Raw genomic sequence first — 22,280 nt, forward strand, 5'->3', positions numbered from 1 at the left:
CCGCCCATCGTGGAACACGGCAAGGTGTCACGGGTCTTGCTCCGACGAGGGGCCCAATACAAATTCCACAGCCTCGTTCACTATTGCATTGGTTCAACCATTGTATTAGGTGAAGCTTCGCGCCGTCAATTTCCGGCTCAAGTGGCGAACCTTGTACCTCGCGGTTCCGCCCTTGCGCCTCATGCTCGGCGCGACAGATGTCTTACTCGGCAACGGAGCGCCCGAATGAAACTCACCGAAGAACAGAACGCCTTTCGTGACGCTGTGCATCGCATGGTCGAGCAGCACGTCGTTCCGATCGCAGCCGAGATTGATGAAACCGATCGGTTTCCCGAGGAGCTGATCCCGATCTACGGGGACATGGGCCTTTTGCAGTTGTGGGTACCGGAGGAATACGGCGGTCCCGGCGGCAACGTTACGATGGTGTGCCTGGCGCGCGAAGAAATCGCAAAGGTTTCGGAAGCGTGCGCCTTGATGGCAGGTATGAACAACATGTTCGCCCTTCCTCTGATGCACTTCGGCAACGATGAGCAGAAGCGCCGGTTCCTGCCGTTGCTGGCAAAGGGCCGTACCGTGACGGCGATCGCGATCAGCGAACCCGATTGTGGCTCGGATGTCGGCGGCATGCGGACGCGTGCGGTTCGCGACGGTGACAGCTATGTCCTCAACGGACAAAAACAGTGGTGTACCTTCGGGAGTCGCGCCGACTACATCATGATGTTCGCCAAGAGCGGAGATGGCGGCGGCGCCAACGACATCAGCGCCTTCATCGTCGACGTCAAGAACAGCCCAGGCCTGAGCTTCGGCCGCAATGAGCGCAAGATGGGCATGAAAGGCACGATCAACGTGCCGATCTATCTCGATAACGTTCGCGTGCCCGTCGAAAATCTGCTCGGTCAGGAGGGCAAGGGATTTCGCTCAGCGATGCGAGCACTCGACCTTAACCGACCGGCGATCGCAGCTGCATCGGTCGGCCTCGCCCAGGGCGCACTCGACGCAGCCTTTGCCTATGCCCAGCAGCGCCGCCAATTCAAGCGGCCGATCGTTGAGTTTCAGGGCATCCAGTTCATGCTCGCTGATATGAAAATGCAGATCGAGGCTGCACGTGCGCTTGTCTACGAATGCGCGCGGATCGGCGATGCCGGCGACTTCGATCGACTCCCGCTCTACGCCAGCATGGCCAAGTGCTTCGCCAGCGACGTCGCGATGAAGGTCACCACCGACGCGGTCCAGGTCTTTGGCGGCTACGGCTATGTCAAGGATTATCCCGTGGAGCGCATGATGCGCGACGCCAAGCTCAACCAGATCTTCGAGGGAACCAATCAGATCCAGCGCATCGTGATCGCGCGGGAAATGATGCGCGCCGGATCAGGTTACTGATCACGCCGCGCGCCTTCTTTCTCCCAGACTGCCGCGGCGCTCGTCGCGGCATTTTTTTGCGGCGGTCAGATCTGAGATGCTCGATCAAAGACTGATATGGAATCCGCCGTTGACGCCGAGGTGCTGGCCCGTGACGTAGGATGCCGCATCGGACAGCAGGAAGCATATCGTCCGGACCACCTCTTCCGGCTTCGCCCACCGCCCGAGCGGAATCTGCGCCAGTATTCCGTCGCGGAACTTGTCTCCACGTACGACTTCGGTCATGGGGGTTTCGACCACACCAAAGCATAGCGAATTGGCGCGGATGTTGTGTTTGCCCCATTCGCGCGCCGCCGTCATGGACATCGCCAGCAGGCCGGCCTTGGCCGCAGCGTAGTTGATCTGCCCGATCGAGCCCTTGCGCCCGGCGTCGGACGAAATGTTGACAATCGAGCCGCCGCTCGGGTCGCCGGCCTTGACGCGCTGCACCATGTGACGCCCCACCGCCTGGGTCCAGTAGAACGCGCCGGTCAGGTGAACGTCGATCACGTCCTGCCATTGAGCTGCGGACATTTTCTCGATCATGGCGGGGCGGGTGATGCCAGCATTGTTGACAAGCCCGTGGACCGCGCCGAACCGCGAGACTGCGTCCGAAACGGTGCGCGTGGCCAGATCGGCATCCACGACGCTTCCCGTCACGGCCATCACGCGATCGCTCGGCAACGGCGCAAGCGCCTCTCGTAGCGCTGTACCGTTCAGATCGAGCGCGACAACATTTCCGCCCAGCGCCACCACGAGCTCCGAGGTCGCCTTGCCGATTCCCTGCGCCGCGCCGGTGACGACCACTGTGCGTCCTTCGAGTGTAACCATATCGTTCATGTATTCATCCTGTTGCAAAGTGTTGCGGAGTATCACTAGAGGGCGCTGGCCGGGCTGCTTCCGATCAATCCGACTTGGGGAAGCCGCGATAAAAGCGTTTCTCTATTCTGGAATCATATCGTCGCCCAGCCATTGGTCAGGACCAGAGCGTCGCGTTCGACGATGCGGCCCCGGAATGCGATGTTGCCATCGACCTGCCAGCATTCGAGGCTGATCGTTTCGCCTGGGTAAACCGGCGCGGACAACCGCGCACGGATGCCTGTCAGTCGGTTTGCATCACCGCTGCAGAATGCCTCTACCAGTCCGCGACATGCGATGCCGTAAGTGGCAAGGCCATGCAGTATCGGACGCGGAAAGCCCGCCTTCGCCGCGACCGAGGGATCGATGTGGAGTGGATTTAGATCTCCGGACAGCCGATAGAGGACAGCCTGCTCGGCTCGGGTCGGCAAGCTGATGACCCGTTCGGGCGCGGTCTCTGGCGTATTTGGCGGGGCTGGAGCGGCCTCGTCGCCACCACCCCGCCTGGAGAAACCTCCGTCGCCGCGCAAAAAGAGGACTTGTTCGCAGGTCGCGATCTTTCGCTTGCCGGTCTCGTCGAGTAGCACCTTTTCAACATGCATGATCGCGCCTTTGCCCTCCCCTTTGTCGACAAGGCGGACGACGCGACTTTGGCCGATCAGTGTCGTGGCCACCGGCAACGGCTCGTGCAGCTGGACCGACTGTTCGCCGTGGACGAGCTTGAGGGCGTCGATCCCCAGTTCCTTGTTGTCGCGCATCCAGAACCCCGGCGACGCCAGCACCGACGCCATGGTGGGCAGCGCGAGGAGATTCCTCTCATACACCAGGCGGAGCACGTCTTCACTCAAAGGATCGGCCCCCGCACCCACACCGAGCGCATAAAGAATGGTGTCGTTGGCCGTGTAACGATGCGGCACGTCAGGCGAGCGCCACGCCCGCGTCTTCTGATAGTCGACCATGGAAAAACCACCCCGGGGGCCGGCGGGCCTGTTGTCTTTGGTTGAACCAATGATATACAGCCTGAAACGGTCCGGTCAACCTGGACGCGCCGCTACGATTCCTGGCCGATGGGTCACGGATGGATCCAGCTGCTTTATGAATTCGATTGGGGAGTTGTCCGATGAGCATCCGACGCAAGGCCTGTATTGCAGGCGCTTTCGAACATCCGACCCGCAAGGCTCCGGACAAGACTGTGGCCGAGTTGCACGCGGAATGCGCCAAGGGCGCGCTCGCAGATGCGGGCCTGGAGCTGCGCGACGTCGACGGCTACTTCTGCGCCGGTGACGCGCCCGGGCTCGGGGCCAACAGCATGGCTGACTACCTCGGGCTGATGCCGCGTCATATCGACACGACCGACACGGGCGGCTCGTCCTACCTGATCCATGTCGCCCACGCCGCGCAGGCGATCACGCTGGGCAAATGTGACGTCGCCCTGATTACCCTCGCCGGGCGCCCACGCAGCGACGGCTCCAGCGGCGTCGTGCCGCGCAATGTCACGGCCGCCACACCCGATGTCCCATGGGAAATGCCTTACGGCCCGCTGACCGTGAACATGTATGCGCTGGTGGCGGCCCGGCACATGTACGAGTATGGCACAACGAGCGAGCAACTCGCCTGGATCAAGGTCGCGGCCGCCGCCCACGCACAACACAATCCAAACGCGATGCTGCGCGAAGCGGTGTCGGTCGAGCAGGTGCTCGAATCGCCGATGATCTCCGATCCACTGCGCCGACTCGACTGCTGTGTCGTCAGCGACGGCGGTGGCGCGCTGATAGTGGTGCGCCCCGAGATCGCGCGGTCGCTGAAGCGGCCAGTGGTGAACGTGCTCGGTACCGGAGAGGCCATCAAGGGGCAGCAGAACGGCCAGGTCGACCTCACCTGGTCCGGCGCCGCATTGTCGGGACCACGCGCATTCGAGGAAGCCGCGGTCAAGCCGGCGGACATTCAGTATGCCTCGATCTACGACAGCTTCACCATTACCGTGCTGATGCAGCTCGAGGATCTGGGGTTCTGCGCAAAAGGCCAGGGCGGCAGGTTCGTCGCCGACGGCAATCTCATTTCCGGCATCGGCAAGCTGCCCTTCAATACCGATGGCGGCGGTCTCTGCAACAATCATCCAGCGAACCGCGGCGGCATCACAAAGGTGATCGAGGCCGTGCGCCAGTTGCGCGGCGAAGCCCATCCGAAGGTCCAGGTGCCCGATTGCAGGCTGGCGCTTGCCCAAGGCACCGGCGGCCTGCTCGGTTCCCGGCACGGCAGTGCGACCTTGATCATGGAGCGAGCATAAATCATGACCACGATGTCCCAAGACCGGCCGTTGTCCGCGCCTGAGTCCGATCCCGCGACCTCTGCGTTCTGGCAAGCGACGCAGCAGCAGTCGCTCCGCCTCAAGCGGTGCACCAGCTGCGACAAGATGCATTGGTATCCGCGCCTGCTTTGTCCCTATTGCCTGGGCGAGACCGAATGGCGCGAGGCCTCCGGCAAGGGCACGATCTACAGCGTCAGCGTGACCCGGCGCGCCGGACCAATTCCTTACGCCATCGCCTATGTCAGGCTCGACGAAGGCGTGACGATGCTGACCAACATCGTCGATTGCGACTTGGACAGCCTTCGTATCGGACAGCGGGTCAAGGCCGTCTTCAAGCCAGCAGAGGGCGGCGCGATGATACCGATGTTCACGCCGAACGATTAGTCGCTATCTATCTGCGGACGCTGTCGCTGCGCCCGCGCCCCAAACCTAAGGATAAGTACCACGATGGCACTGGACGCACGGATCAAGAACTCACTCGTGTTGCCGGCAATCTGTGCCCCGATGTTCCTCGTCAGCGGCCCTGAACTGGTCGAGGAAGCCTGCAAGGCTGGGCTGATCGGGGCGCTGCCGCGTCAAAACGCGCGGACGTTCGCGGAATTCGAGGCCTGGCTTAACCGAATTCAGACAACGCTGGACCGGCATACCGCGGAGACCGGGAGGCGATCCGGGCCGGTCGCAGTCAATCTTGCCGTCAGGATGGCCGAAGCGGACGCGAGAGCACATTTCGAGCTCTGCGTCCGTTACGGGGTCGAGATCATCATCAGCGTCGGTGGCGATCCTACAACCATGGTCCGTCATGCGCACGACGCAGGCGTCAGACTTTTCCACGACGTCACCGACATCCGCTTCGCCGAGAAGGCCATAGCAGCCGGAGTCGACGGATTGATCTGCATCGGTGCCGGCGGCGGCGGGCATTCGGGGACGACAAGCCATTTCGCCCTGATCCGCAAGGTACGATCGATCTTCGACGGCACGATCGTCATGGCCGGCGCGATCTCGGATGGCGCTGCCATCCGGGCGGCCGAAGTGCTAGGGGCCGACCTCGCCTATCTCGGAACACGTTTCATTGCTACCGCCGAATCCATGGCTCCGGACGAATACAAGCGGATGCTCATATCGCAGACGTCATCGAATCTCATCTACACCGGCAAGGTGGCGGGCGTCCCCGCGAACTGGCTCGCGCCCTCGCTTCGCAATGCCGGACTTGACCCGGACAATCTGCCGGAGCCACTCGGCAAGGGGATGCGGCACGATCACCTCCCGAGTTCGGCGCAACCCTGGAAAACGATCTGGAGCGCGGGCCAGGGCATCGACCTGATCAACGATGTGCCCAGCGTCGAATCGCTTGTCCGGCGCCTCCGCACGGAATATGTCGCTGCGTGCGGAACACCCGATATGGCTGCGGTTGCCCGCCTGCCTCAGGACTAGCATCCCTGATCTGCATCAGGACACGCATCCCTGATCTCGGCGGCGACCAACATCATCGTGGGAAGCTCCGGTGCGCCTCAGGCACCGGCGCCGCATCAGAGACCCAGTACCAGTTTCGCCACGATGTCCATGGGTCACATTGCCTCGTGCGATATTTAAATCGCGGCAAATGCTGTCGGACGCACCCCGCCCCGTCACGGTTCGCCGAGCAGTCATGCCGCCGCCGTTTCAGAGATCTTGAAGCTGATGGGCAACCGCTTCAGCCCGCCCAGAAATGAGGTTTCAGTCCAGGCCGGGTCTCCGGCAAGCTCGATCGTGTCGACCCGCGCCAGCAGCTCGCGGAAGAACGCGACCATCTCAATCTTCGCCAGGTACATGCCAATGCAGGCATGGATACCAAAACCGAAGCCGACATGACGATTTGGACTGCGATCGGCGATGAACGAGAAAGGCTGTTCGAATGCCTCCTCATCCCGGTTTGCCGAAGGATAGGCCATCATCAGGTGATCGCCCGGCTTGATCGTCTTGCCGCGCAATGTGTATTCCTCGGTCGCCGTGCGGAAGAAATGTTTGACCGGTGAAACCCACCGCACCATTTCGTCGACCGCCTCCGGAATTAGCGCCCGGTTCGCCCTCAATTTCTGCATCTCCTGCGGGTTCTGGATCAGCGCGAGCAGGCCACCCGCAAGCGTGGCACTCGTGGTGTCGTGACCGGCGCTGGCGAGAGCGACGAAGTACGACGACGCCTCGAATTCGCCGACAACTGTGCCATCGACCTCGGCAGTGGCAATCAGAGTGGCAACGTCATCCGTCGGATTGTTGCGCCGTTCCCGCGCGACGCCGCGAAAGAAATCCATGTAGGCGAGCGTCGCATCGATCAAATCACTGCCGCGCTGCATTTCAGGATCGCCGCCACCGAAATAGGCCCGTGTAATGTCGAGCAGATGCTGACCATGCTTATCCGGGATGCCGAGGATCAGCATGATCACCTTCAACGGGTACCAAACAACGACGTCATTGTAGAAGTCGCACGATCCGCCATGCGCGAGCATGCGATCGACACTTTCGCGCGCAAGCCGATTGATATGCTCTTCGAGCAGGCGAACCTGCCGAGGCTGGAACCAGGCATGGGTGAGCTTCTTGTACTTGGCGTGGTCGGGATTATCCATCTGGTTAATGGCGCGGACGAGCATCGGCCGCCCCCCATGGCCTCCCTGACCTTCGATTCGAATTCGATCGAGAGCAGCTTGGTCCGCGGCGCATTGATGAACTTGTCGTTCTGCCGCTCGACTTCGATCACATCCTTATGTTTCGAGATGGTCCAGAACGGACGATAGCCATTTGGCTCGGTCCAGTGCACAGGATCTTCGCTGCGCAGCATCGAAAACAACGCGTGGTGTTGCTCCAGGCTGCCGTAGGTCTTGTGATTGGCGATGGCTTCGTCAACGTTTGATTCCCGCATGATGTTTCCCCTCGAACTTTCTTGTTGTCGCCTATTCCATCACCAGGACCGGCTTGATCACAGCGCCGGTTTCCATCTCGTCAATTGCGCGATTGATCTCATCAAATGGAAAGAACGTCGTGAGCCTATCGATCGGCAGAAGCCCGCTCCTGAACAGGTCGATCAGCTGCGGGATGAATACATTCGGGACCGCATCGCCTTCCACGACACCGCGAATGGTGAGGCCGCGGCCAACGATTACGCTCGCTTCGACCGGATAGCGCGTGCCCCGCGGGGTGCAGCAACCTGCACAGCGCATCCACGCTGCCGCAGGCAACTCACCGACGCCTCGACCGCCGCAGGATGCCCCGTGGTATCCAGCGAAAAGTGCGTGCCGCGACCAGTGATCTTGACGATCTGATTGGCGACATCGCCAGATTGCCCGTCGATGGTGTGGGTCGCCCCCACATCGCGCGCCGCCGCAAGGCGTTCCGACCTGATATCTACTGCGATGATCGTGGTGCAGCCAACGATCTTCGCAGCCATGATTGCAGCCAGGCCCACCGCGCCCGTACCGAACACCGCAATCGACGTTCCGGCGCGCGGCGCGAGTGTATTCAACACCGCTCCAGCTCCGGTCTGGATACCGCAACCGAGCGGGGCCAGTACCTCAATTGGCAGATCGGCAGCGATCTTCACCACATTGCGGGTCGTCGCGATGACATGCGTCGCGAACGCCGACTGCGCGAAAAAGTGCCCGCTGAGCTCGGCCCCCGGTATCGAAGCGCCGATCCACCTTTGCGCTGACCGAACATGTTGATAGTACCGAAATCGTCGCAATAGAACGGAGCTCCCTGCTGGCAATTCAGGCACCCGCCGCACGATCCGAAGCTCATCAGCACGGCGTCGCCCTCGGCAAGCTCGACCACGCCGATCCCGACGCGCTCGATGATGCCGGCCCCTTCGTGACCGAGCACCTTCGGCAACGGCACTGGAATATGCTGGTGCTTGACTGCGAGATCGGTGTGGCAGATGCCGCAGGCCTTGACCCGCACCAGCACCTCCCCGGGTCCCGGTTCCCCGATCTCGCACGTGATGATCTCGAACGGTTGATCCGGAGCCCGTGCAACGGCGGCTTTGATTTTCATCTGTCTCTCACCCCTGCTCGCTGCGCGACTGACATGCATCCGCATCTCCGCGTAGCTCCAGCAGTGTTCACCGCAGGACAACGCCAGAAGACCACCGAATCCGCAGGGACCCGGCCCAGCACCGCCGGCATTGGAAGCGGTTCGACCGGCTCCAGGAGAGCCGGAACCCCGCTCGGATCTTGCGGGATCCAGCGCGTTTCCGAAATTGACGGCGTCAAGCTCGTCCTCCCAATTCAAAACACCAACGTCGGCGTTGCTCGCCGCTTCTTAGAAATTTTCTTACGTCGCGTTTGCGGCGATCAATTCAATTCGTAACGGATAGGCAGTCGCTTCGGGCCATTGACGAACCAAGACACGGACATCGCCGGCTCACCATCCAGCGCGACCGACTTCAGGCGCAGCATCAATTCCTCGAACAAGATCCGCATTTCCATTTTTGCGAAGTATTGTCCGAGGCACAGATGTGCGCCGTATCCAAACGCGAGATGCCGGTTCGGAGAACGGTCGATACGGAAAGTGTCTGGATCGTCAAAAACTGCTTCGTCGCGATTACCGGAGGCATAGCAGAGCATCAACCAGTCGCCCTTACGAATCGGGCGACCGTCGATCTCGGTATCCGCGGCCGCACTCCGCATGAAATGCTTGACCGGCGTCGTCCAGCGGATCGCCTCGTCAATGAAACCGGCAAGCAGGGATGGATCCTGCTGCAGCCTCCGGAACTGGTCCTGATTTTCGCACAGCGCCCACATGCCCCCCGCCGTCGACGACGACGTCGTATCATGGCCGGCGGTAGCAATCGTGACGTAGTAGCTAAGCACATCGAGATCGGAAATTGGTGCCCCGTCCACGCTCGCGTTGGCGATAACGCTGGCAAGATCGTCCTGCGGATGCGTTCGCCGGTCCTGTGCAATCTTCGCGAAGAATCTGCCGAACTCGTCGATCACATCGGCCAGCGCGCCGACGTCCGCCCGCCCCTTCTCACGGATAGTGTCAGGATCTTTTGTCCCGAAGAATTCCTGCGTCAGCCTCAGCATACGCGGCTCCTCCTCTTGAGGAACCCCGAGAATTCCCATCACCACGCGCAGGGGATAGCTGAGCGCAACATCGGAGACGAAATCGCAACGACCTCCAAGCGCGACGAGACGCTCCGCGTACTCCTGTGCGGTCGCCCGAATGCGCCCTTCAATCAGCCGGAGGTTGCCCGGCAGAAACCACTTCTGGCTCAGCGCCCGGTATTTCGGATGATCGGGAGCATCCATCTGCACCAGCGCACGCAGCAAACCAGGCTGGCCACCGGACATCGCGCGCAGCTTGACTTCGGCGCGCGCGCCCAACAGCGCAACCGGACGGTCGCTGCTGCGAAACAGCTCACTCTGACGGCTGATGGACTGAATATCGGCATGCCGGGTCACGACCCAGAACGGCGCAAACCCGTCGACATCGGCAACCCCTAACGGCTGGTTGGCACGTAACCAGCGATAGGTTTCATGAAGTCGGTGATCGCCGTAGACCGAGGGATCGACGAGATTTGCAGCTATTTCTTGCGGAATTCGAAAGTCGACAGATGCCATTTAGCCGGTCTCCATATGCACTTCTGCAACCGCAGCCGATCACGGGCTATTCAGCCCGCATCAAGTCGCGACAGCGACGGCCGACTCCTGCGTGTGGCAGAGCGCTCCGCATCGGCCAAGCTCGGCAATCCGCGCCTCGCTGAGCCCCAGCAGATCCCGCAGCAGCCTCGCACCGTCCTCGCCCAGGGCCGGCACCTTGTTACGGGCGTGCGCGGCATTGCGCGCGAACCTGAAAGCGGGATTCGGGACCCGCATTGGACCGGCACCGTCGTCGATCGGCTCGAACACGCCGCGTTCGACGATTGGTGGCAACTTCATGGTGTCCCGAATCGCCAGATATTGTGAACAAGGCACCCCGGCCTTTGTCAGGATGGCCTCGCACTCTGCCGCGGTGCGCGAGCCCGCCCACTGGTCGAGCAGTTGCATCAGCTCCCCCAGTTGTGTTCGCGCTTGCTGGTAGTCGCGAAGCGATCGTCGACAATCCATTCCGCATGGTTGGTGGCCTGCGCGAGCGCTTCGAAGTTGTTCTGGCTGACCGGCGCGATCAGCAGGAAGCCGTCCCTCGCTTGCGTCGGCTGGTAAAGCGGACGGCGTCGCTCCGCTGGAAACTGGGCTTCCTGGCATTCATAGACCAGCAGTCCCACCATCGCGTCGAGCAGCGACACGTCGATATGCTCTCCCTGTCCGGTCTTGAGCGCATGATACATTGCGGCCTGGATAGCGCCGAAGGCCATCGAGCCGCCGAGGACGTCCGCCACGAAGATCCCGTTCTTCAATGGCCGCTCCACGTCGCCTTCCTGATAGTCGAGATTGGCCATGTCGTAGCCGCTGGTCGCATGCAGCACCGGCGCGTAGGCGCTCCGACCGGACCACGTGCCCTGCTGGCCAAATCCAGAGATCGAGCAATACACGAGTTTCGGGTTCAGCTTCGATAGCGCCTCGTAGTCGAGGCCGAGCCGCTTCATGACCCCCGGCCGATAGTTCTCAACCACGACGTCGCATTGCGGCACCAGGTCGCAAATCAACGCGCGCGCCTCGGGCTTCTTGAGATTGAGCGCCATGCTGTTCTTGCCGGCATTCAATTGCGCGAAATAAGCGCTACGCCCGTCGCGCAACGGCGGCCGGAGGCGAATGTGGTCACCTTCCGGAGGCTCCACCTTGATCACTTCCGCGCCAAGATCGGCCAGCAGCCGAGTGCAGTAAGGTCCTGACATTACCGCGGTAAAGTCAAGAACCCGAATACCATCGAGAATTCCGGGACGCGCGGACATGTTCATCAGGGACCTGCTTCAAACGAGATTGGTTTCCGACACGGCGAGCGAAGCCAGGCGGCTGCCACCGATGGCATCGAGATAGTCCGTATGTCGCGGTGTATCGCGGACATAGCGCCGCAGGTATTCGGCGAAAAGATCGTCGTTCGCGCTTTTCTTGACGTATTCCTTGAGGTGTCCCTGATCGGAACGATAGATCGACGGTGAAGCCGTCGGATGAGCGCCGAACGGCGCTTCGACCACCGCGTCGACCATTGCACTTGGAAGCTTGGTCAAATGATTGGCACGCCGGATCGTATCGGTCGAGACGATCCGGTCCACCGAGACGATCACCCGCCGCGATGCCTGAGCGAGCATGGCGTCAAAGAACGGCGGACCAAGGTGCTGCACGTTACCGTGCTCATCGGCCTGCTGCGCGTGAATCAGGCATACATCCGGTTTGATCGCGGCGACAGCCAGTAACTTCCGCTGCCCGGGCTCCGTTGGCAAAGGCCAGTAGTGTTCCGGCGCGTGCTTCGGTAAATCCGTGCCGAGGTCCGGAATCGGCATGTAGGGAAGATCGCATATTCCGGCGCGCAATCCTCCGGCTATAGCAGGCCCGTCGAGATCGTAGACTTTGAGCGTACCGCTCTCGGCCCGGCGTCGGAAGTGGGGCGCTAAACCGAAGTGCTCGAAACTGATAAAAACGCAAGCCGTGGAGCGTACGCAACCGGCGCCGATCAACATATCCGGCGCGATCGAGCCGGGTGCGGGGATCAAATCCAGATTCCGCGCGCCCTTGCGTATCAGGGCGCGAACCAGTGCCATCGGCTGCGCGTTGAATATCCACCCACCGAGAGCCACTTTCGAGCCGTCGGAAATATCGGCGACCGCCTCGTCGATGGAAATAATCTTGCTCTTGCTCATATTTGCTTTGACCGGGTTATTTTGAACGGGAACTTGCAAAGGCAACGAAGGAAGCGATCATTGAAACTTGCGGAGGAGATCGCCACGGCGGTCAACGACCTGCCGAAGAATGCGTAATTCCTCGACGGTCGGCATGTCCGTAACGGGAGGCGTACCATCGACGATGAGATCAAACGCGGTTGCTTCGTGGATCTGCTCCAGGGTGACCCCCGGATGGACTGACCGGACACGCATGGCCTTGCTGCGCGGCTCGAAATCGAACACGCCCAGCGGCGACAGTACCAGCTTCGGACCGCCTGGAGGCAGGCCCATCTGTTCTCGGGAATTGCCGCCTTCCATGTGCCCCGCGCCGCACAGAAAGTCGACGCGAGGAACGAAAGCACTGCGGTCATGGCGAGTCACAAACACATAAAAGCGCTTGGCGAGGCCACAAAGGGCACTGATACCGACAGTACCCGGACCGCGTACACGCGGCTTGTGTTGGTCGCCCACCACCACGGTGTTGATGTTGCCGAACCGATCGACCTGCAACGCCGACAAGATGGCGAAATCGAAGAAGTGGATCTGCCAGTCAATTAAATCAATCATGTTCGGCAGATCCATCCACGCCTCTGCCGACTCGAGGTTCTCGTAGTCCGCCGTGGACAGAAGGTGATCCCGGGTCGGGTTCACCATTCCGCCGGGGCCGGAGATCCACCACAACCGTGGCGCCTGCATGTTCCGCGCGAGATTGCAGGCCGCGAGTTGGATATCGGAATTGGTGCCGATGATGGCCTTTTCGCCGTCAGTCATGTCCCGCGCCAACAACACCGCCAGTTTTTCACCCAAGGAAGGCGCCGCGTCCATCTCATCCATCCGTTTTTGGTTCAACCATTGGAAAACCTAACCGCGATGGTCCGGACTGTCAAACCCTGCGGTCGAGGACGGTGCGGGCGTAGAGCCGCCGTCCCCAATCGAATGGACGCGCGCAAGCCGCGCCCCCTGCTGAAAGGGGCACGGCGGACGGTTTCGAGGAAATAGTGAGGGGCGAAGACGGCTTAGCGTGGAGTCTTGGCCACGGCGCGGCGTTTCGGTGCCGAAATCGGCTCGTCCGTGTCCTCACCGCGGTCGGCTTCAATTCGGGACAAATAGCTGCGCTGCAAGCGCTTCAGGCAGGTCTCCATCTCCGCAGCCGCTGCATCGGCATTGCCTTCGGAAAAGAGTTTCATGAAGCGGCGGCGCGACGGCAAAACAAAATTGTTGTCGTATTCACCGATGCGCTGGACGAAGTGGCTTAAGACGTCCAGCACGCCATTCATCACGATGACCATCACCGGATTATTGGTCATCCGCGCCAGGATGCGGTGGAACTCGATGTGCCGTTCTGCACGCGCGTCGAAGTCTCCGCGCTCCTTCGCGTCCTGTGCTTCGTCGATGGTCCGGTTGAGCAGATCGATGTCCGCTGGCGTTGCCCGCCGGCACGCTTCCCGCACGACAACCGATTCGAGCCAGATTCTGCGCTTCTGTCAGCTGCGCAGGCTGGATCGAGCCGACATGGTACATATCCATCAGCCCGGTGGAGATGGCCTCGTCGCTGTGCTGGCTGATGAACGCACCGCCACTCGCCCCCTTTTGCAACCGGATCAGCCCCGCATGCTCCAACGAACGTAGCGCCTCTCGCAGGGTATTGCGCGAGACACCGAACTGCTCGGACAGAGCACGTTCGGACGGCAATCGGGTGCCGACGGCGAGACGCCCCTCAGCCAATTCGGTGCGAATCTGGGCAGCGATTTCGTCGAAAGCGCGGGCCGAGCGGATGCGCCGGAATGTGGCGGACGGAGCTTGAGCCGGTTTGGGGCCTGCGGACGGGCGAGCGATGGTCATGGCACCTCGGGGTAACAATGATCGGACCTTTTGTCCAACATAGCAGATCAACCTTAATCGTTCCATCAAACAGAGGCATTGTTCCGATGCGCAGCACGTAAGAACCGGTCGGTTGACGCGTCAGAGAGTCACCTATTACAATGGTTCAACCTTTTACAGGTGACTTCCCCGGATCCGAGCATGCCCAACCACGACCAACTACCGACCGACGAGGAACGCGACATGCTGCGTGGTTCCGTGCGCGGATTTCTCGGTCAGCACATCGCCGGCGCCCGAACCGTTGACGCCGGCCGGCAGACCGAACGACAGCTCTGGAAGCAGTTGGCAAACCTGGGGTTGACGGCCCTGGGTACCGATCCGGGCCAAGGCGGCTTACGCGAAGTCGTGATCGTACAGGAGGAGCTGGGGCGTGCGGGATGCGGATCACCGCTGCTGTCCGCCGCCCTCCTCAACCTTTCTGGTGTCGTGGAACAAGCGAATGATGAGCGGGTTGCGGCGGTGTTGGCCGGCATGCATACCGGCGACCACTGCATCCCGCTGGCATTCGGCGAGTTCGACGGCGACCGCTCCGCCGGCCGGCCGGCGCTGCGATCGGACCGACTGACCGGCGATATCGCGTTCGTCGAAGGAGCGGAGGGCGCCACCCACTTCGCAGTCTTCACAGCGGGGCCGGTCCTCACCATCGTCGACGCCGACGCACCTGGCGTCATGATCGAGGCGGCTACAGCAATGCACCTAGGCGGACAGTCGCGCGTCCGGTTCGCCGATGCACCGACTGTGCGGGTGCCGCTGAACAAAGACGGCGTCGACAATCTCGTGGCTATCGCGCGATTGGGATATGCCGCGCGCGCCTATGGCGCGGCCAGACGGGCATTCGAACTCGCCGTAGCTTATGCGAAGGAACGCAAGCAATTTGGCCAGGCGATCGGCCGCTTTCAGGCGATCCAGCATAAACTGGCGAACTGCCACATAGACCTTCAGGGCGTGGAGCTGACAATCGGCAGTGCGGCGAAGCAATACGACGCCGGTGCGCGCGACTGGCATTGGTTCGCGGCAGCAGCATGCGTACTGGCCGGCGATGCTTTGCGCCAGGTTTCGTTGGAAACCCACCACACGTTCGGTGCGATCGGCTACAGCGAGGAGCACGAAGCGCCGCGACACTTCAAGCGGATACACCTCGACGTGCTGCGTCACGGCGGCGCGCGTCCAGCCCGCGACGAACTGGCAGATCGCTTTCTCGGCGGTACCCCGGATCGCCTTCCTGAATACGATCTCGGCCCCGCCGCTAACGAGTTCCGCGGTGAGGTTAGAGCGTGGCTGCTGGAGCATTGGAGCGGCGAACGTCGCGCCGCACATCAACAGCTGCCATTCGCCGAACGCGAATATGATCGCGCTTTTGCCCTCGACCTGGGGCGAACCGGCTGGATCGGCCTGGCATGGCGGAAGCATTTCGGCGGGCAAGAACGCAGCGCTTTCGAGCAACTGGCGCTTATGGAGGAGATGGAGCGGGCCGAAGCTCCGCGTGCCGGTGCCCCGGTTCAGGCAGCAATGCTTCAAGTCTATGGGACCCCCGAGCAGCGGCGGAAATATTTGCCGGAGATCCTCAACGGAAAAGCAATCTACGGCATGGGCTACAGCGAGCCCGACTCCGGCTCCGATCTTGCCTCGCTGCGGACCCGCGCGGTCCGCGACGGCGACCACTACGTCATCAATGGCCAGAAAATCTGGACCACGACGTATTGGGGCGAATATATGCTGCTCGCAGCGCGGACAAATCCCGACTCCAAACCGGCTCATGCCGGCATCAGCATGTTCATCGTGCCGATGGACACCCCCGGCATCACCATCCAGACGTCGACGACCATGTATGGCGGCACGTTCGCCAACGTGTTCTACGACAACGTAAAGGTGCCAGCCGCGAACATGGTTGGCGACGAGGGCAACGGCTGGAAGGTGCTGACCGGAGCGCTGGCCACGGAGCGCGGATTCATCGGTGGCGGCATTGTGCTCAAAGTCGCGCACGCGTTTGAGCTGTTGTGCACCTATCTGCGCGGTGTCGAGACAGACGGGAAGCCAATGCGGCTTGACCCGATTGTCCGTCAAAAGATCGGGGATCTAGCGGCGCGGATCGAATCGGGTCGGCAGATGATGCTTTATTGCGCCAAGCAAGTCGACAGCGGCGAGACACCGCCACACGACGCCGCAGCAAGCAAGGTCTACTCGGGCGAACTGATGGAACGCTTCGGCGAAGTTGCGCTCGACATCCTGGGCCTCGAAGCAACTCTGACCGAAGGCAGCCCCGGCGCGATCTTGCGCGGTCGTATCGAGCAAAACCTTCGCCATTCACTCATGTGGGTCATCAGTATCGGCACCAACGAAATTCAACGCAGCATCATTGCGCAGCGCGGATTGGGCCTACCGCGCTGATCCGTTCCAGTCCTATTCTCTTAGCAAGGATGCCATAATGGCAACAGCGAACGAACGACCGGATCTCCCGGCCCCGCTTCTCCGAGTGGCCGGCGCGCCGACGCCTCTCGAAGGCCTCCGCGTGGTCGATTTTTCGCACTTTATTGCCGGACCGATGTGCACCCTGTTTCTCGGCGACATGGGCGCGGAAGTGATCAAGATCGAAAATGCAGCAAAGGGCGACGACTTTCGACGCTTTCAGCCCTATCTCGGCGGCGAGTCGGTACCATTCCTCTGGGTTAACAGAAACAAGTCAGGCATCGCACTCGATTTGGCGACGGATGCTGCGCGCGACGTCGCGAAAGATCTGATCGCCAGCGCCGACGTCCTGGTCGAGAACTTCTCCAAGGGAGTCATGGACCGTTTTGGTTTGGGCTTCGATCAGGTCAAGGAAATCAACCCGCGCCTGATCTATTGCAGTGTATCTGCCTACGGTCGCGACGGTGCCCTGGCCGATCGCCTGGGCTTCGACCCGGTGATTCAGGCAGAGACCGGCTTCATGTCCCTGAACGGATATCCCGATCAGCCGGGGGTCCGGACCGGGCCGGCCGTGATGGACATATCGACCGGCATGATTGCGGCGATCGCCGTGCTGGGCGGTATCGCTGCGCGTGAGCGAACCGGCCGCGGCCAGCAAGTCGAAGTGTCGCTGCACGATACTGCGACACTCATGCTCGGCTTTCACGCGATGAACTACCTTGCGACTGGCCAGAATCCAACGCGTTTCGGCAATCGCAGCATGGATAGCGCCCCGACTGGCGTCTTTAATGCCGCGGACGGGCCGCTATACATCGCCTGCGCAAACGATCGAACCTATCGACGCCTCGTCACGGACGTGTTGGAGCGACGGGATCTCGTCGAGCACAGTCAATTTGCGACAAATGCCGAACGTGTCGCAAACAGGGGAGAGTTGACGGAGGTCATCGAGGGAATTCTCGCCGGAAACTCCTGCGAGTATTGGGCCGACAAGATGCAGCGAGCAGGCGTTCCCGCCGGGCCCGTTCGCACCGTTGCGGGGGCTTTTCAATCATCCGATATGGCGGAACGTGCGTTAGCGACATCGATCCCGCATCCCACGGCCGGACAGATCCCGAACATCGGCTCCCCCATGAAGTTCAAGGACACGCCGCTCGCTGACCCCGTCGCAGCCCCCACCCTTGGACAGCACACCCACGAGGTGCTGACACAGATGCTCGGATATTCCTCATCCAAAATCGAGGAACTCACCGCACGTGGTGCCTTCGGCGAGGTATAAGGCCTTCCCGGACGCGTGACGCACACCAATCGTGCATCCCTGCCTTCACATATCACGGGGAAAGCCCCCGTTTGCCGAAGTCCGACCGCCGCCGAAGTGCATCAGTTCGCGATCTTTGTAGCGCTTTCCGGCACGGTTATAATGTCACCAAAGAACACCCAATTCCTTCCATCGAATCGCTCCATCTGCCCCTGGCGCCAGCCTATCCGGCTTGTTTGGGATACATTGATCATGACTCCAGGAATGAACAACGGCAGCTGATAGTCCTTGATGGTCGTCGCTTGCCTGATCAGGTTTTCTCGTGTCAATTCGTCCCCGCAGCGTCGGAGCACTTCTGCGAGTAGTTGTGCGCCTGAATAGGCGTATGTTGCGCTGGCATCCTCCGGGCGCGCATCTGGCACCCACTTCGCCATGAAGGCGTCGAACTCCTTCATGGCCGCCACGTTCTCCCAAGCGGGATCGCCGCCGGCCATGATCCACTGCGAGCTCAGGAGATCTTTCGATGCCTCCAGACCCGCAGCTTTCAGCACTGTCTGAATCTGGCTTCCCGCAGTCACGACGATACGCGTGGCCTTCCAGTCCAGCTCGTAGGTCTTACGGATCGCCTGCGCCGAAAATTTCGGAGTGGCAGCGATGAAGAAAATGTCGGCTCCCGACGACTTCAGTGTCAAAATCTGCGAATCCGCTGTCGGATCAGTCAGATCGTAACTCATTTCCTTCACAATCATCGATGCCCTGCTGCCAAGTGCCGCCTTCAGGCCAACCAGATAGTTGCGACCAAAATCGTCGTTCTGGTAGAGGATTGCGATCCTGCCGTCGGGCTTGTTCTTCAAGATATATTGGGCATATATCTGCGTCTCGACGTAAGCCGATGCGTAAAACGTCGTCGTCCACGGAAGCGCGACGGGATCGTCAAGCTTCGGATTTCCTGCCAGTGCGAGGATCTGAGGGATCTTCTTGGCGTTGAGATACTTGGCAACTGCGATATTCGTGGGCGAGCCCATCGACGAGGTGATGGCCAGGACCTCGTCGGACTCCACTAGCCTGCGGGTCTGCTCAACCGTCTTGGGCGGGCTGTAGCCGTCGTCCAGCGAGATGAGATTGATCTTCCGTCCGTTGATGCCCCCGTGCTCGTGGTTAAGCATCTTAAAGTAGGCGACCATTATCCGTCCCACCAGCGCAAAAGCTGAAGCAGGGCCGCTGTAGGCCATGGTCTGGCCAATCTTGATTTCAGCGTCCGAAGCGCCCGAATCATATTTCTTGTCGGCAATGGCAGCAGAGGAAGCGAGAAACGTCAGACCGATCGCAACGATGACAGGCCTGGCGATATTTCGCCTGCGGATCCGCGAATTGGCAAAATGACGGAAGACCATGTGCGCTTCAACCATAGTCACTTTCTCCGCATACGCCGGCGCTCTCCGTCCGGCAGCCAAGCAATCGTCAATGATCCTGAGCCCAATCAAATTTGCCGACCGGCGGCTTTCCAGAACGGATCGCGCAAGCGTCGTTTGAATATCTTTCCGCTCTCCTCCCGAGGTAGTGTTTCGTGGAAGTCAATCCGCCGCGGAACCTTGTACTTGGCGATACGTGCCTCGAGGAATTCACGCACCTGCAGCGCCGAGGGCGCCTCATCCGAGGCACGCTCCACCGCAGCGACCAGGGTCTCGCCGAATTCTTCGTCGGGAATGCCGAAGACGGCGCAGTCTCGAACGCCGGGACACTGGATCAGAACCGATTCGATTTCTGCCGGATAGATATTAACGCCGGCGGAAATCACCATGTCGGAACGACGGTCACAGAGGTAGAGCCTTCCATTTTTCAGATACCCGATATCCCCGACGCTGATAAGTCCGTCGCGCTCGATCGCCCTTCGCTTGTCGTCCTGATTAAGGTATGTGAAATCGGCAAGCGCCGGCTGGCGAATGTAGATTTCCCCGACCTCGCCGGGCGCCACCTGCTTGCCATCATCCCCGTAGATCGCGATCCGAGCCCCGGGCGTGGGCTGTCCGACGCTACCGGGATGATCCAGCCAATCCTGCGGGGTGGAGATCATTACCGCGCCGACTTCGGTGCCACCATACGTTTCATAAATCACCGGCCCCCACCATTGCATCAGAGCCTTCTTGATATCGGGTGCACACGGTGCACCCGTGTGAATCACCCAGCGCAGCGAACTGATATTGTACCGCTCCCGAACCGCCTCAGGCAGCCGCATCAGGCGCACGAACATCGTCGGAACCAATACCGCATGGGTAATGGCATGTTGTTCGATCGCGGCCAGCGTCTCCTCAGGATCGAATTTCGACTGCAGTAACACGACATCGGCTTGCGAGACTGCCTGCCGCAAATATGCATTTGGCGAAGCATGATAGAGTGGACCGCCGATCAGAACCCGAGTGCCTGGAACAACGCCATACACATTCCGGATCAGTTCCGCATAGGCCTGTGCCTGCTCCGCGGTCGCAGGCTCGCGTTTGACACCCTTCGGATGCCCCGTCGTTCCCGATGTATAAATGAGAGTTGCGCGGCTGCGCTTCGCCTGTTCGCTCCACGGCTCGAACTGCGCTAGCCAGTCAGGCCACGATACGTCGCCCGGGGCGGGCCTCGCCAAATCGGCAGGTACGTTGAATTGCGCGCAGATCTCCGGAGGGGTCGGAACGCTGAGCACCCTCATGCCGCTAGGCATTGCGTCGCGCGACGGCGCCAGCAGATCCGCATGCGCCACCAGCACGACGGGCTTTGCGTCATTGAGGATATATTGAATCTCATTGGGCTTGCCGTGCCAGTTGATCGGCACGCAATAGGCCCCCAGCAATGCGACAGCTTGCGTCGCTTCGACGAACGAGAAATCGTTCCGGAGCAGCAGCGCGACCGTATCCCCCTCGCTCACCCCGAGAATGTGCAGCCCCCTCGCCGCTTTGGACGCATTCGACAGAACTGTTTCGACCGGAACGGCGCGCCTGTCGAGGAACATTGTTTTCGAGCCCATTGTCATATCCAGGCGTTGTTTTGAGTTGAAACGAATGATTAGCCGGCGTTGAACAACGCATGAACCTTGATCAAGGCATGGATCGACCCGGCGAACACGGATATATCGGCTTCACCTCCGAAACGGTGCTAACGTTGCTCAATAGCGCAGTCGGGGTTCGGTTGCGCGGGCATCAGCTCGCTTGCCTTCAACCGGCGGATGATTTTGTAGTAGTCCCACGGGCCACGGGACTCGTCCGGCGATTTTACCTGTACCAGCAGCATATCGCGCATCACCCGACCGTCTGCTCGGATCGTCGCCGAGGGCGTCGTTAAATCGGAAACCGGTAACTCCCGCATCTTCTTTGCGACCTCAACGCCCTCCGTGGTACCAGCGGCCTTGACGGACTTCAGGTAGTGGCTGACCGAGCTGTAGACACCAGCCTGAAGGTAGGTTGGTGGGCGCTTCATCTTTTCCGCGAACCGCTTGCTGAAAGCGCGGGTGTCGTCGTTGTCATCCCAATAGAACGCAGCCGTGGTGTAGATACCTTTCATGCGATCGAGACCAAGACTATGGACGTCAGTGATGAACAGCATCATGCTCGCAATCCTGATCCCCTCCTTCAGCAGTCCGAACTCGGAAGCATTTTCGATCAGCAATACGCCGTCGTGACCGGCGAAGGACGATGCAATGACCTGCGGCTTGGCCTCGGCCGCTGAGAGGAGCAGAGATGCAAAATCCGAGGTTCCGATCGCCGAACGTCTGGTGCCGACGACTGTTCCACCCATCTCCGTCACGGTGTCCGTGACCGCGCGTTCCATCTGATGGCCGAATGCATAGTCAGGACCGACGACGAACCACTTCTTCAGGCCGTCAGCCGCGCCGCTGAGCACCGACGCCCGGGGCAGCACTGTAGTGTCGAAGCTCCAGATGAAACCGGTCGGCGAACACGACTTCCCGAACAGATCGAGCGAGCCGGATCCGGAAATCAAAGCGATCTTGCCCTTCGACTTGGCGAGATTTTGGACTCCCAAGGCGACATTTGATCCGGGCACGTCTGCAATCGCCTCGACGTGTTCCTCGTCGAACCACCGGCGCGCGATCGTCAATCCGATATCCGGCTTGAATTGATGGTCTGCGGACAGGATCTGAATCGGACGCCCTAGAACTGAACCACCCGCATCGGCGACGGCGAGCTCAGCGGCGACCACGGATCCCTTGCCCACCGTATCGGCTATTACGCCCGACATGTCGGTGAGCACCCCGATCTTAAGCGGCTCTGCGCTTGCAGAAGCGGACCACCCGGCAAGGAAAGCAACTGCCCAACTCAATCTGGCCACGGTTTCCACCCTGCGATTTTGATGCCAATCCTGGCTTTGGTTGTACCATTGATACA

General features: G+C 60.7%; 19 protein-coding genes and 2 pseudogenes. 6 read left to right on the plus strand and 15 right to left on the minus strand.

Features of this window, described 5'->3' with window-relative positions; all coding sequences use genetic code 11:
• Positions 1 to 225 precede the first annotated feature (225 nt).
• Positions 226 to 1,380: an acyl-CoA dehydrogenase family protein gene (locus tag ONR75_RS23690; RefSeq protein ID WP_265079394.1), complete on the plus strand. Its 1,155-nt coding sequence runs from the start codon at positions 226 to 228 to the stop codon at positions 1,378 to 1,380.
• A gap of 84 nt (positions 1,381 to 1,464) precedes the next feature.
• Here ONR75_RS23690 and ONR75_RS23695 read toward each other — a convergent pair whose 3' ends face one another.
• Entirely contained in the window at positions 1,465 to 2,205 is a 741-nt protein-coding gene (locus tag ONR75_RS23695; protein ID WP_265079395.1) for an SDR family NAD(P)-dependent oxidoreductase, read from the minus strand.
• Between the two features lie 146 nt (positions 2,206 to 2,351).
• Entirely contained in the window at positions 2,352 to 3,215 is an 864-nt protein-coding gene (locus ONR75_RS23700) for a MaoC/PaaZ C-terminal domain-containing protein (RefSeq protein ID WP_265079396.1), read from the minus strand.
• A 161-nt stretch (positions 3,216 to 3,376) separates the two neighbouring features.
• Between ONR75_RS23700 and ONR75_RS23705 the strand changes: the two genes are divergently transcribed.
• The 3 genes from ONR75_RS23705 (at position 3,377) to ONR75_RS23715 (ending at position 5,995) form a co-directional block, all read left to right on the plus strand.
• Positions 3,377 to 4,543: a thiolase domain-containing protein gene (locus ONR75_RS23705; protein ID WP_265079397.1), complete on the plus strand. Its 1,167-nt coding sequence runs from the start codon at positions 3,377 to 3,379 to the stop codon at positions 4,541 to 4,543.
• 12 nt (positions 4,544 to 4,555) lie between these two features.
• Positions 4,556 to 4,948, plus strand: a complete 393-nt coding sequence (locus ONR75_RS23710; RefSeq protein ID WP_265083777.1) for a Zn-ribbon domain-containing OB-fold protein — start codon at positions 4,556 to 4,558, stop codon at positions 4,946 to 4,948.
• Positions 4,949 to 5,011: 63 nt separating this feature from the next.
• Positions 5,012 to 5,995 carry an NAD(P)H-dependent flavin oxidoreductase gene (locus ONR75_RS23715; protein WP_265079398.1) on the plus strand — a complete coding sequence of 328 codons (984 nt, stop codon included), beginning with the start codon at positions 5,012 to 5,014 and terminating at the stop codon, positions 5,993 to 5,995.
• 212 nt (positions 5,996 to 6,207) lie between these two features.
• Here ONR75_RS23715 and ONR75_RS23720 read toward each other — a convergent pair whose 3' ends face one another.
• The 10 genes and pseudogenes from ONR75_RS23720 to ONR75_RS23770 form a co-directional block, all read right to left on the minus strand.
• The gene (locus tag ONR75_RS23720) at positions 6,208 to 7,188 is read right to left on the minus strand and encodes a cytochrome P450 (RefSeq protein ID WP_265079399.1); all 981 of its coding nucleotides are present in this window, start codon (positions 7,186 to 7,188) and stop codon (positions 6,208 to 6,210) included.
• 300 nt (positions 7,189 to 7,488) lie between these two features.
• Positions 7,489 to 7,662, minus strand: a complete 174-nt coding sequence (locus ONR75_RS23725) for a hypothetical protein (protein WP_265079400.1) — start codon at positions 7,660 to 7,662, stop codon at positions 7,489 to 7,491.
• A gap of 32 nt (positions 7,663 to 7,694) precedes the next feature.
• Entirely contained in the window at positions 7,695 to 8,138 is a 444-nt protein-coding gene (locus ONR75_RS23730) for a zinc-binding dehydrogenase (protein ID WP_265079401.1), read from the minus strand.
• Positions 8,132 to 8,623: an alcohol dehydrogenase catalytic domain-containing protein gene (locus ONR75_RS23735; protein ID WP_265079402.1), complete on the minus strand. Its 492-nt coding sequence runs from the start codon at positions 8,621 to 8,623 to the stop codon at positions 8,132 to 8,134. Before ONR75_RS23735 ends, ONR75_RS23730 begins: the two co-directional genes overlap by 7 nt.
• Before the next feature lie 260 nt (positions 8,624 to 8,883).
• Entirely contained in the window at positions 8,884 to 10,155 is a 1,272-nt protein-coding gene (locus tag ONR75_RS23740) for a cytochrome P450 (protein WP_265079403.1), read from the minus strand.
• A 60-nt stretch (positions 10,156 to 10,215) separates the two neighbouring features.
• Positions 10,216 to 11,432: pseudogene (locus ONR75_RS23750) on the minus strand (CaiB/BaiF CoA transferase family protein).
• A gap of 12 nt (positions 11,433 to 11,444) precedes the next feature.
• Positions 11,445 to 12,332 (minus strand): CoA transferase subunit A, encoded by an 888-nt coding sequence (locus ONR75_RS23755; protein WP_265079406.1) that lies wholly within the window; start codon positions 12,330 to 12,332, stop codon positions 11,445 to 11,447.
• Between the two features lie 57 nt (positions 12,333 to 12,389).
• A complete protein-coding gene (locus ONR75_RS23760) occupies positions 12,390 to 13,187 on the minus strand; it encodes a CoA-transferase subunit beta (protein ID WP_265079407.1) in 798 nt (265 codons plus the stop codon).
• 182 nt (positions 13,188 to 13,369) lie between these two features.
• On the minus strand, positions 13,370 to 13,804 hold the full coding sequence (locus ONR75_RS23765; RefSeq protein ID WP_265079408.1) for a FadR/GntR family transcriptional regulator: 435 nt from the start codon (positions 13,802 to 13,804) through the stop codon (positions 13,370 to 13,372).
• Between the two features lie 190 nt (positions 13,805 to 13,994).
• A pseudogene (locus ONR75_RS23770) lies at positions 13,995 to 14,261 on the minus strand (FadR/GntR family transcriptional regulator); the annotation flags it as partial.
• A gap of 114 nt (positions 14,262 to 14,375) precedes the next feature.
• On the opposite strand from ONR75_RS23770, the gene ONR75_RS23775 reads away from it, so the two are divergent.
• Positions 14,376 to 16,622 (plus strand): acyl-CoA dehydrogenase, encoded by a 2,247-nt coding sequence (locus tag ONR75_RS23775; RefSeq protein ID WP_265079409.1) that lies wholly within the window; start codon positions 14,376 to 14,378, stop codon positions 16,620 to 16,622.
• A 37-nt stretch (positions 16,623 to 16,659) separates the two neighbouring features.
• Positions 16,660 to 17,916 (plus strand): CaiB/BaiF CoA transferase family protein, encoded by a 1,257-nt coding sequence (locus ONR75_RS23780; protein WP_265079410.1) that lies wholly within the window; start codon positions 16,660 to 16,662, stop codon positions 17,914 to 17,916.
• A gap of 101 nt (positions 17,917 to 18,017) precedes the next feature.
• Here ONR75_RS23780 and ONR75_RS23785 read toward each other — a convergent pair whose 3' ends face one another.
• From ONR75_RS23785 to ONR75_RS23795, 3 genes are all read right to left on the minus strand, one after another.
• On the minus strand, positions 18,018 to 19,304 hold the full coding sequence (locus tag ONR75_RS23785; protein ID WP_265079411.1) for an ABC transporter substrate-binding protein: 1,287 nt from the start codon (positions 19,302 to 19,304) through the stop codon (positions 18,018 to 18,020).
• A gap of 71 nt (positions 19,305 to 19,375) precedes the next feature.
• Positions 19,376 to 20,905, minus strand: a complete 1,530-nt coding sequence (locus ONR75_RS23790) for an acyl-CoA synthetase (RefSeq protein WP_265079412.1) — start codon at positions 20,903 to 20,905, stop codon at positions 19,376 to 19,378.
• Positions 20,906 to 21,033: 128 nt separating this feature from the next.
• Positions 21,034 to 22,146 carry an ABC transporter substrate-binding protein gene (locus ONR75_RS23795; RefSeq protein WP_265079413.1) on the minus strand — a complete coding sequence of 371 codons (1,113 nt, stop codon included), beginning with the start codon at positions 22,144 to 22,146 and terminating at the stop codon, positions 21,034 to 21,036.
• Positions 22,147 to 22,280: the final 134 nt, after the last annotated feature.

The organism is Rhodopseudomonas sp. P2A-2r (assembly GCF_026015985.1).
Lineage (GTDB): Bacteria > Pseudomonadota > Alphaproteobacteria > Rhizobiales > Xanthobacteraceae > Tardiphaga.

Bases quoted from the DNA above. Each gene is read 5' to 3' on its own strand.
- ONR75_RS23690 (WP_265079394.1), top strand. From the start codon at position 226: ATGAAACTCACCGAAGAACAGAACGCCTTTCGTGACGCTGTGCATCGC.
- ONR75_RS23700 (WP_265079396.1), bottom strand. From the start codon at position 3,215: ATGGTCGACTATCAGAAGACGCGGGCGTGGCGCTCGCCTGACGTGCCG.
- ONR75_RS23705 (WP_265079397.1), top strand. From the start codon at position 3,377: ATGAGCATCCGACGCAAGGCCTGTATTGCAGGCGCTTTCGAACATCCG.
- ONR75_RS23710 (WP_265083777.1), top strand. From the start codon at position 4,556: ATGTCCCAAGACCGGCCGTTGTCCGCGCCTGAGTCCGATCCCGCGACC.
- ONR75_RS23715 (WP_265079398.1), top strand. From the start codon at position 5,012: ATGGCACTGGACGCACGGATCAAGAACTCACTCGTGTTGCCGGCAATC.
- ONR75_RS23720 (WP_265079399.1), bottom strand. From the start codon at position 7,188: ATGCTCGTCCGCGCCATTAACCAGATGGATAATCCCGACCACGCCAAG.
- ONR75_RS23735 (WP_265079402.1), bottom strand. From the start codon at position 8,623: ATGCATGTCAGTCGCGCAGCGAGCAGGGGTGAGAGACAGATGAAAATC.
- ONR75_RS23740 (WP_265079403.1), bottom strand. From the start codon at position 10,155: ATGGCATCTGTCGACTTTCGAATTCCGCAAGAAATAGCTGCAAATCTC.
- ONR75_RS23755 (WP_265079406.1), bottom strand. From the start codon at position 12,332: ATGAGCAAGAGCAAGATTATTTCCATCGACGAGGCGGTCGCCGATATT.
- ONR75_RS23760 (WP_265079407.1), bottom strand. From the start codon at position 13,187: ATGGATGAGATGGACGCGGCGCCTTCCTTGGGTGAAAAACTGGCGGTG.
- ONR75_RS23775 (WP_265079409.1), top strand. From the start codon at position 14,376: ATGCCCAACCACGACCAACTACCGACCGACGAGGAACGCGACATGCTG.
- ONR75_RS23780 (WP_265079410.1), top strand. From the start codon at position 16,660: ATGGCAACAGCGAACGAACGACCGGATCTCCCGGCCCCGCTTCTCCGA.
- ONR75_RS23785 (WP_265079411.1), bottom strand. From the start codon at position 19,304: ATGGTTGAAGCGCACATGGTCTTCCGTCATTTTGCCAATTCGCGGATC.
- ONR75_RS23790 (WP_265079412.1), bottom strand. From the start codon at position 20,905: ATGGGCTCGAAAACAATGTTCCTCGACAGGCGCGCCGTTCCGGTCGAA.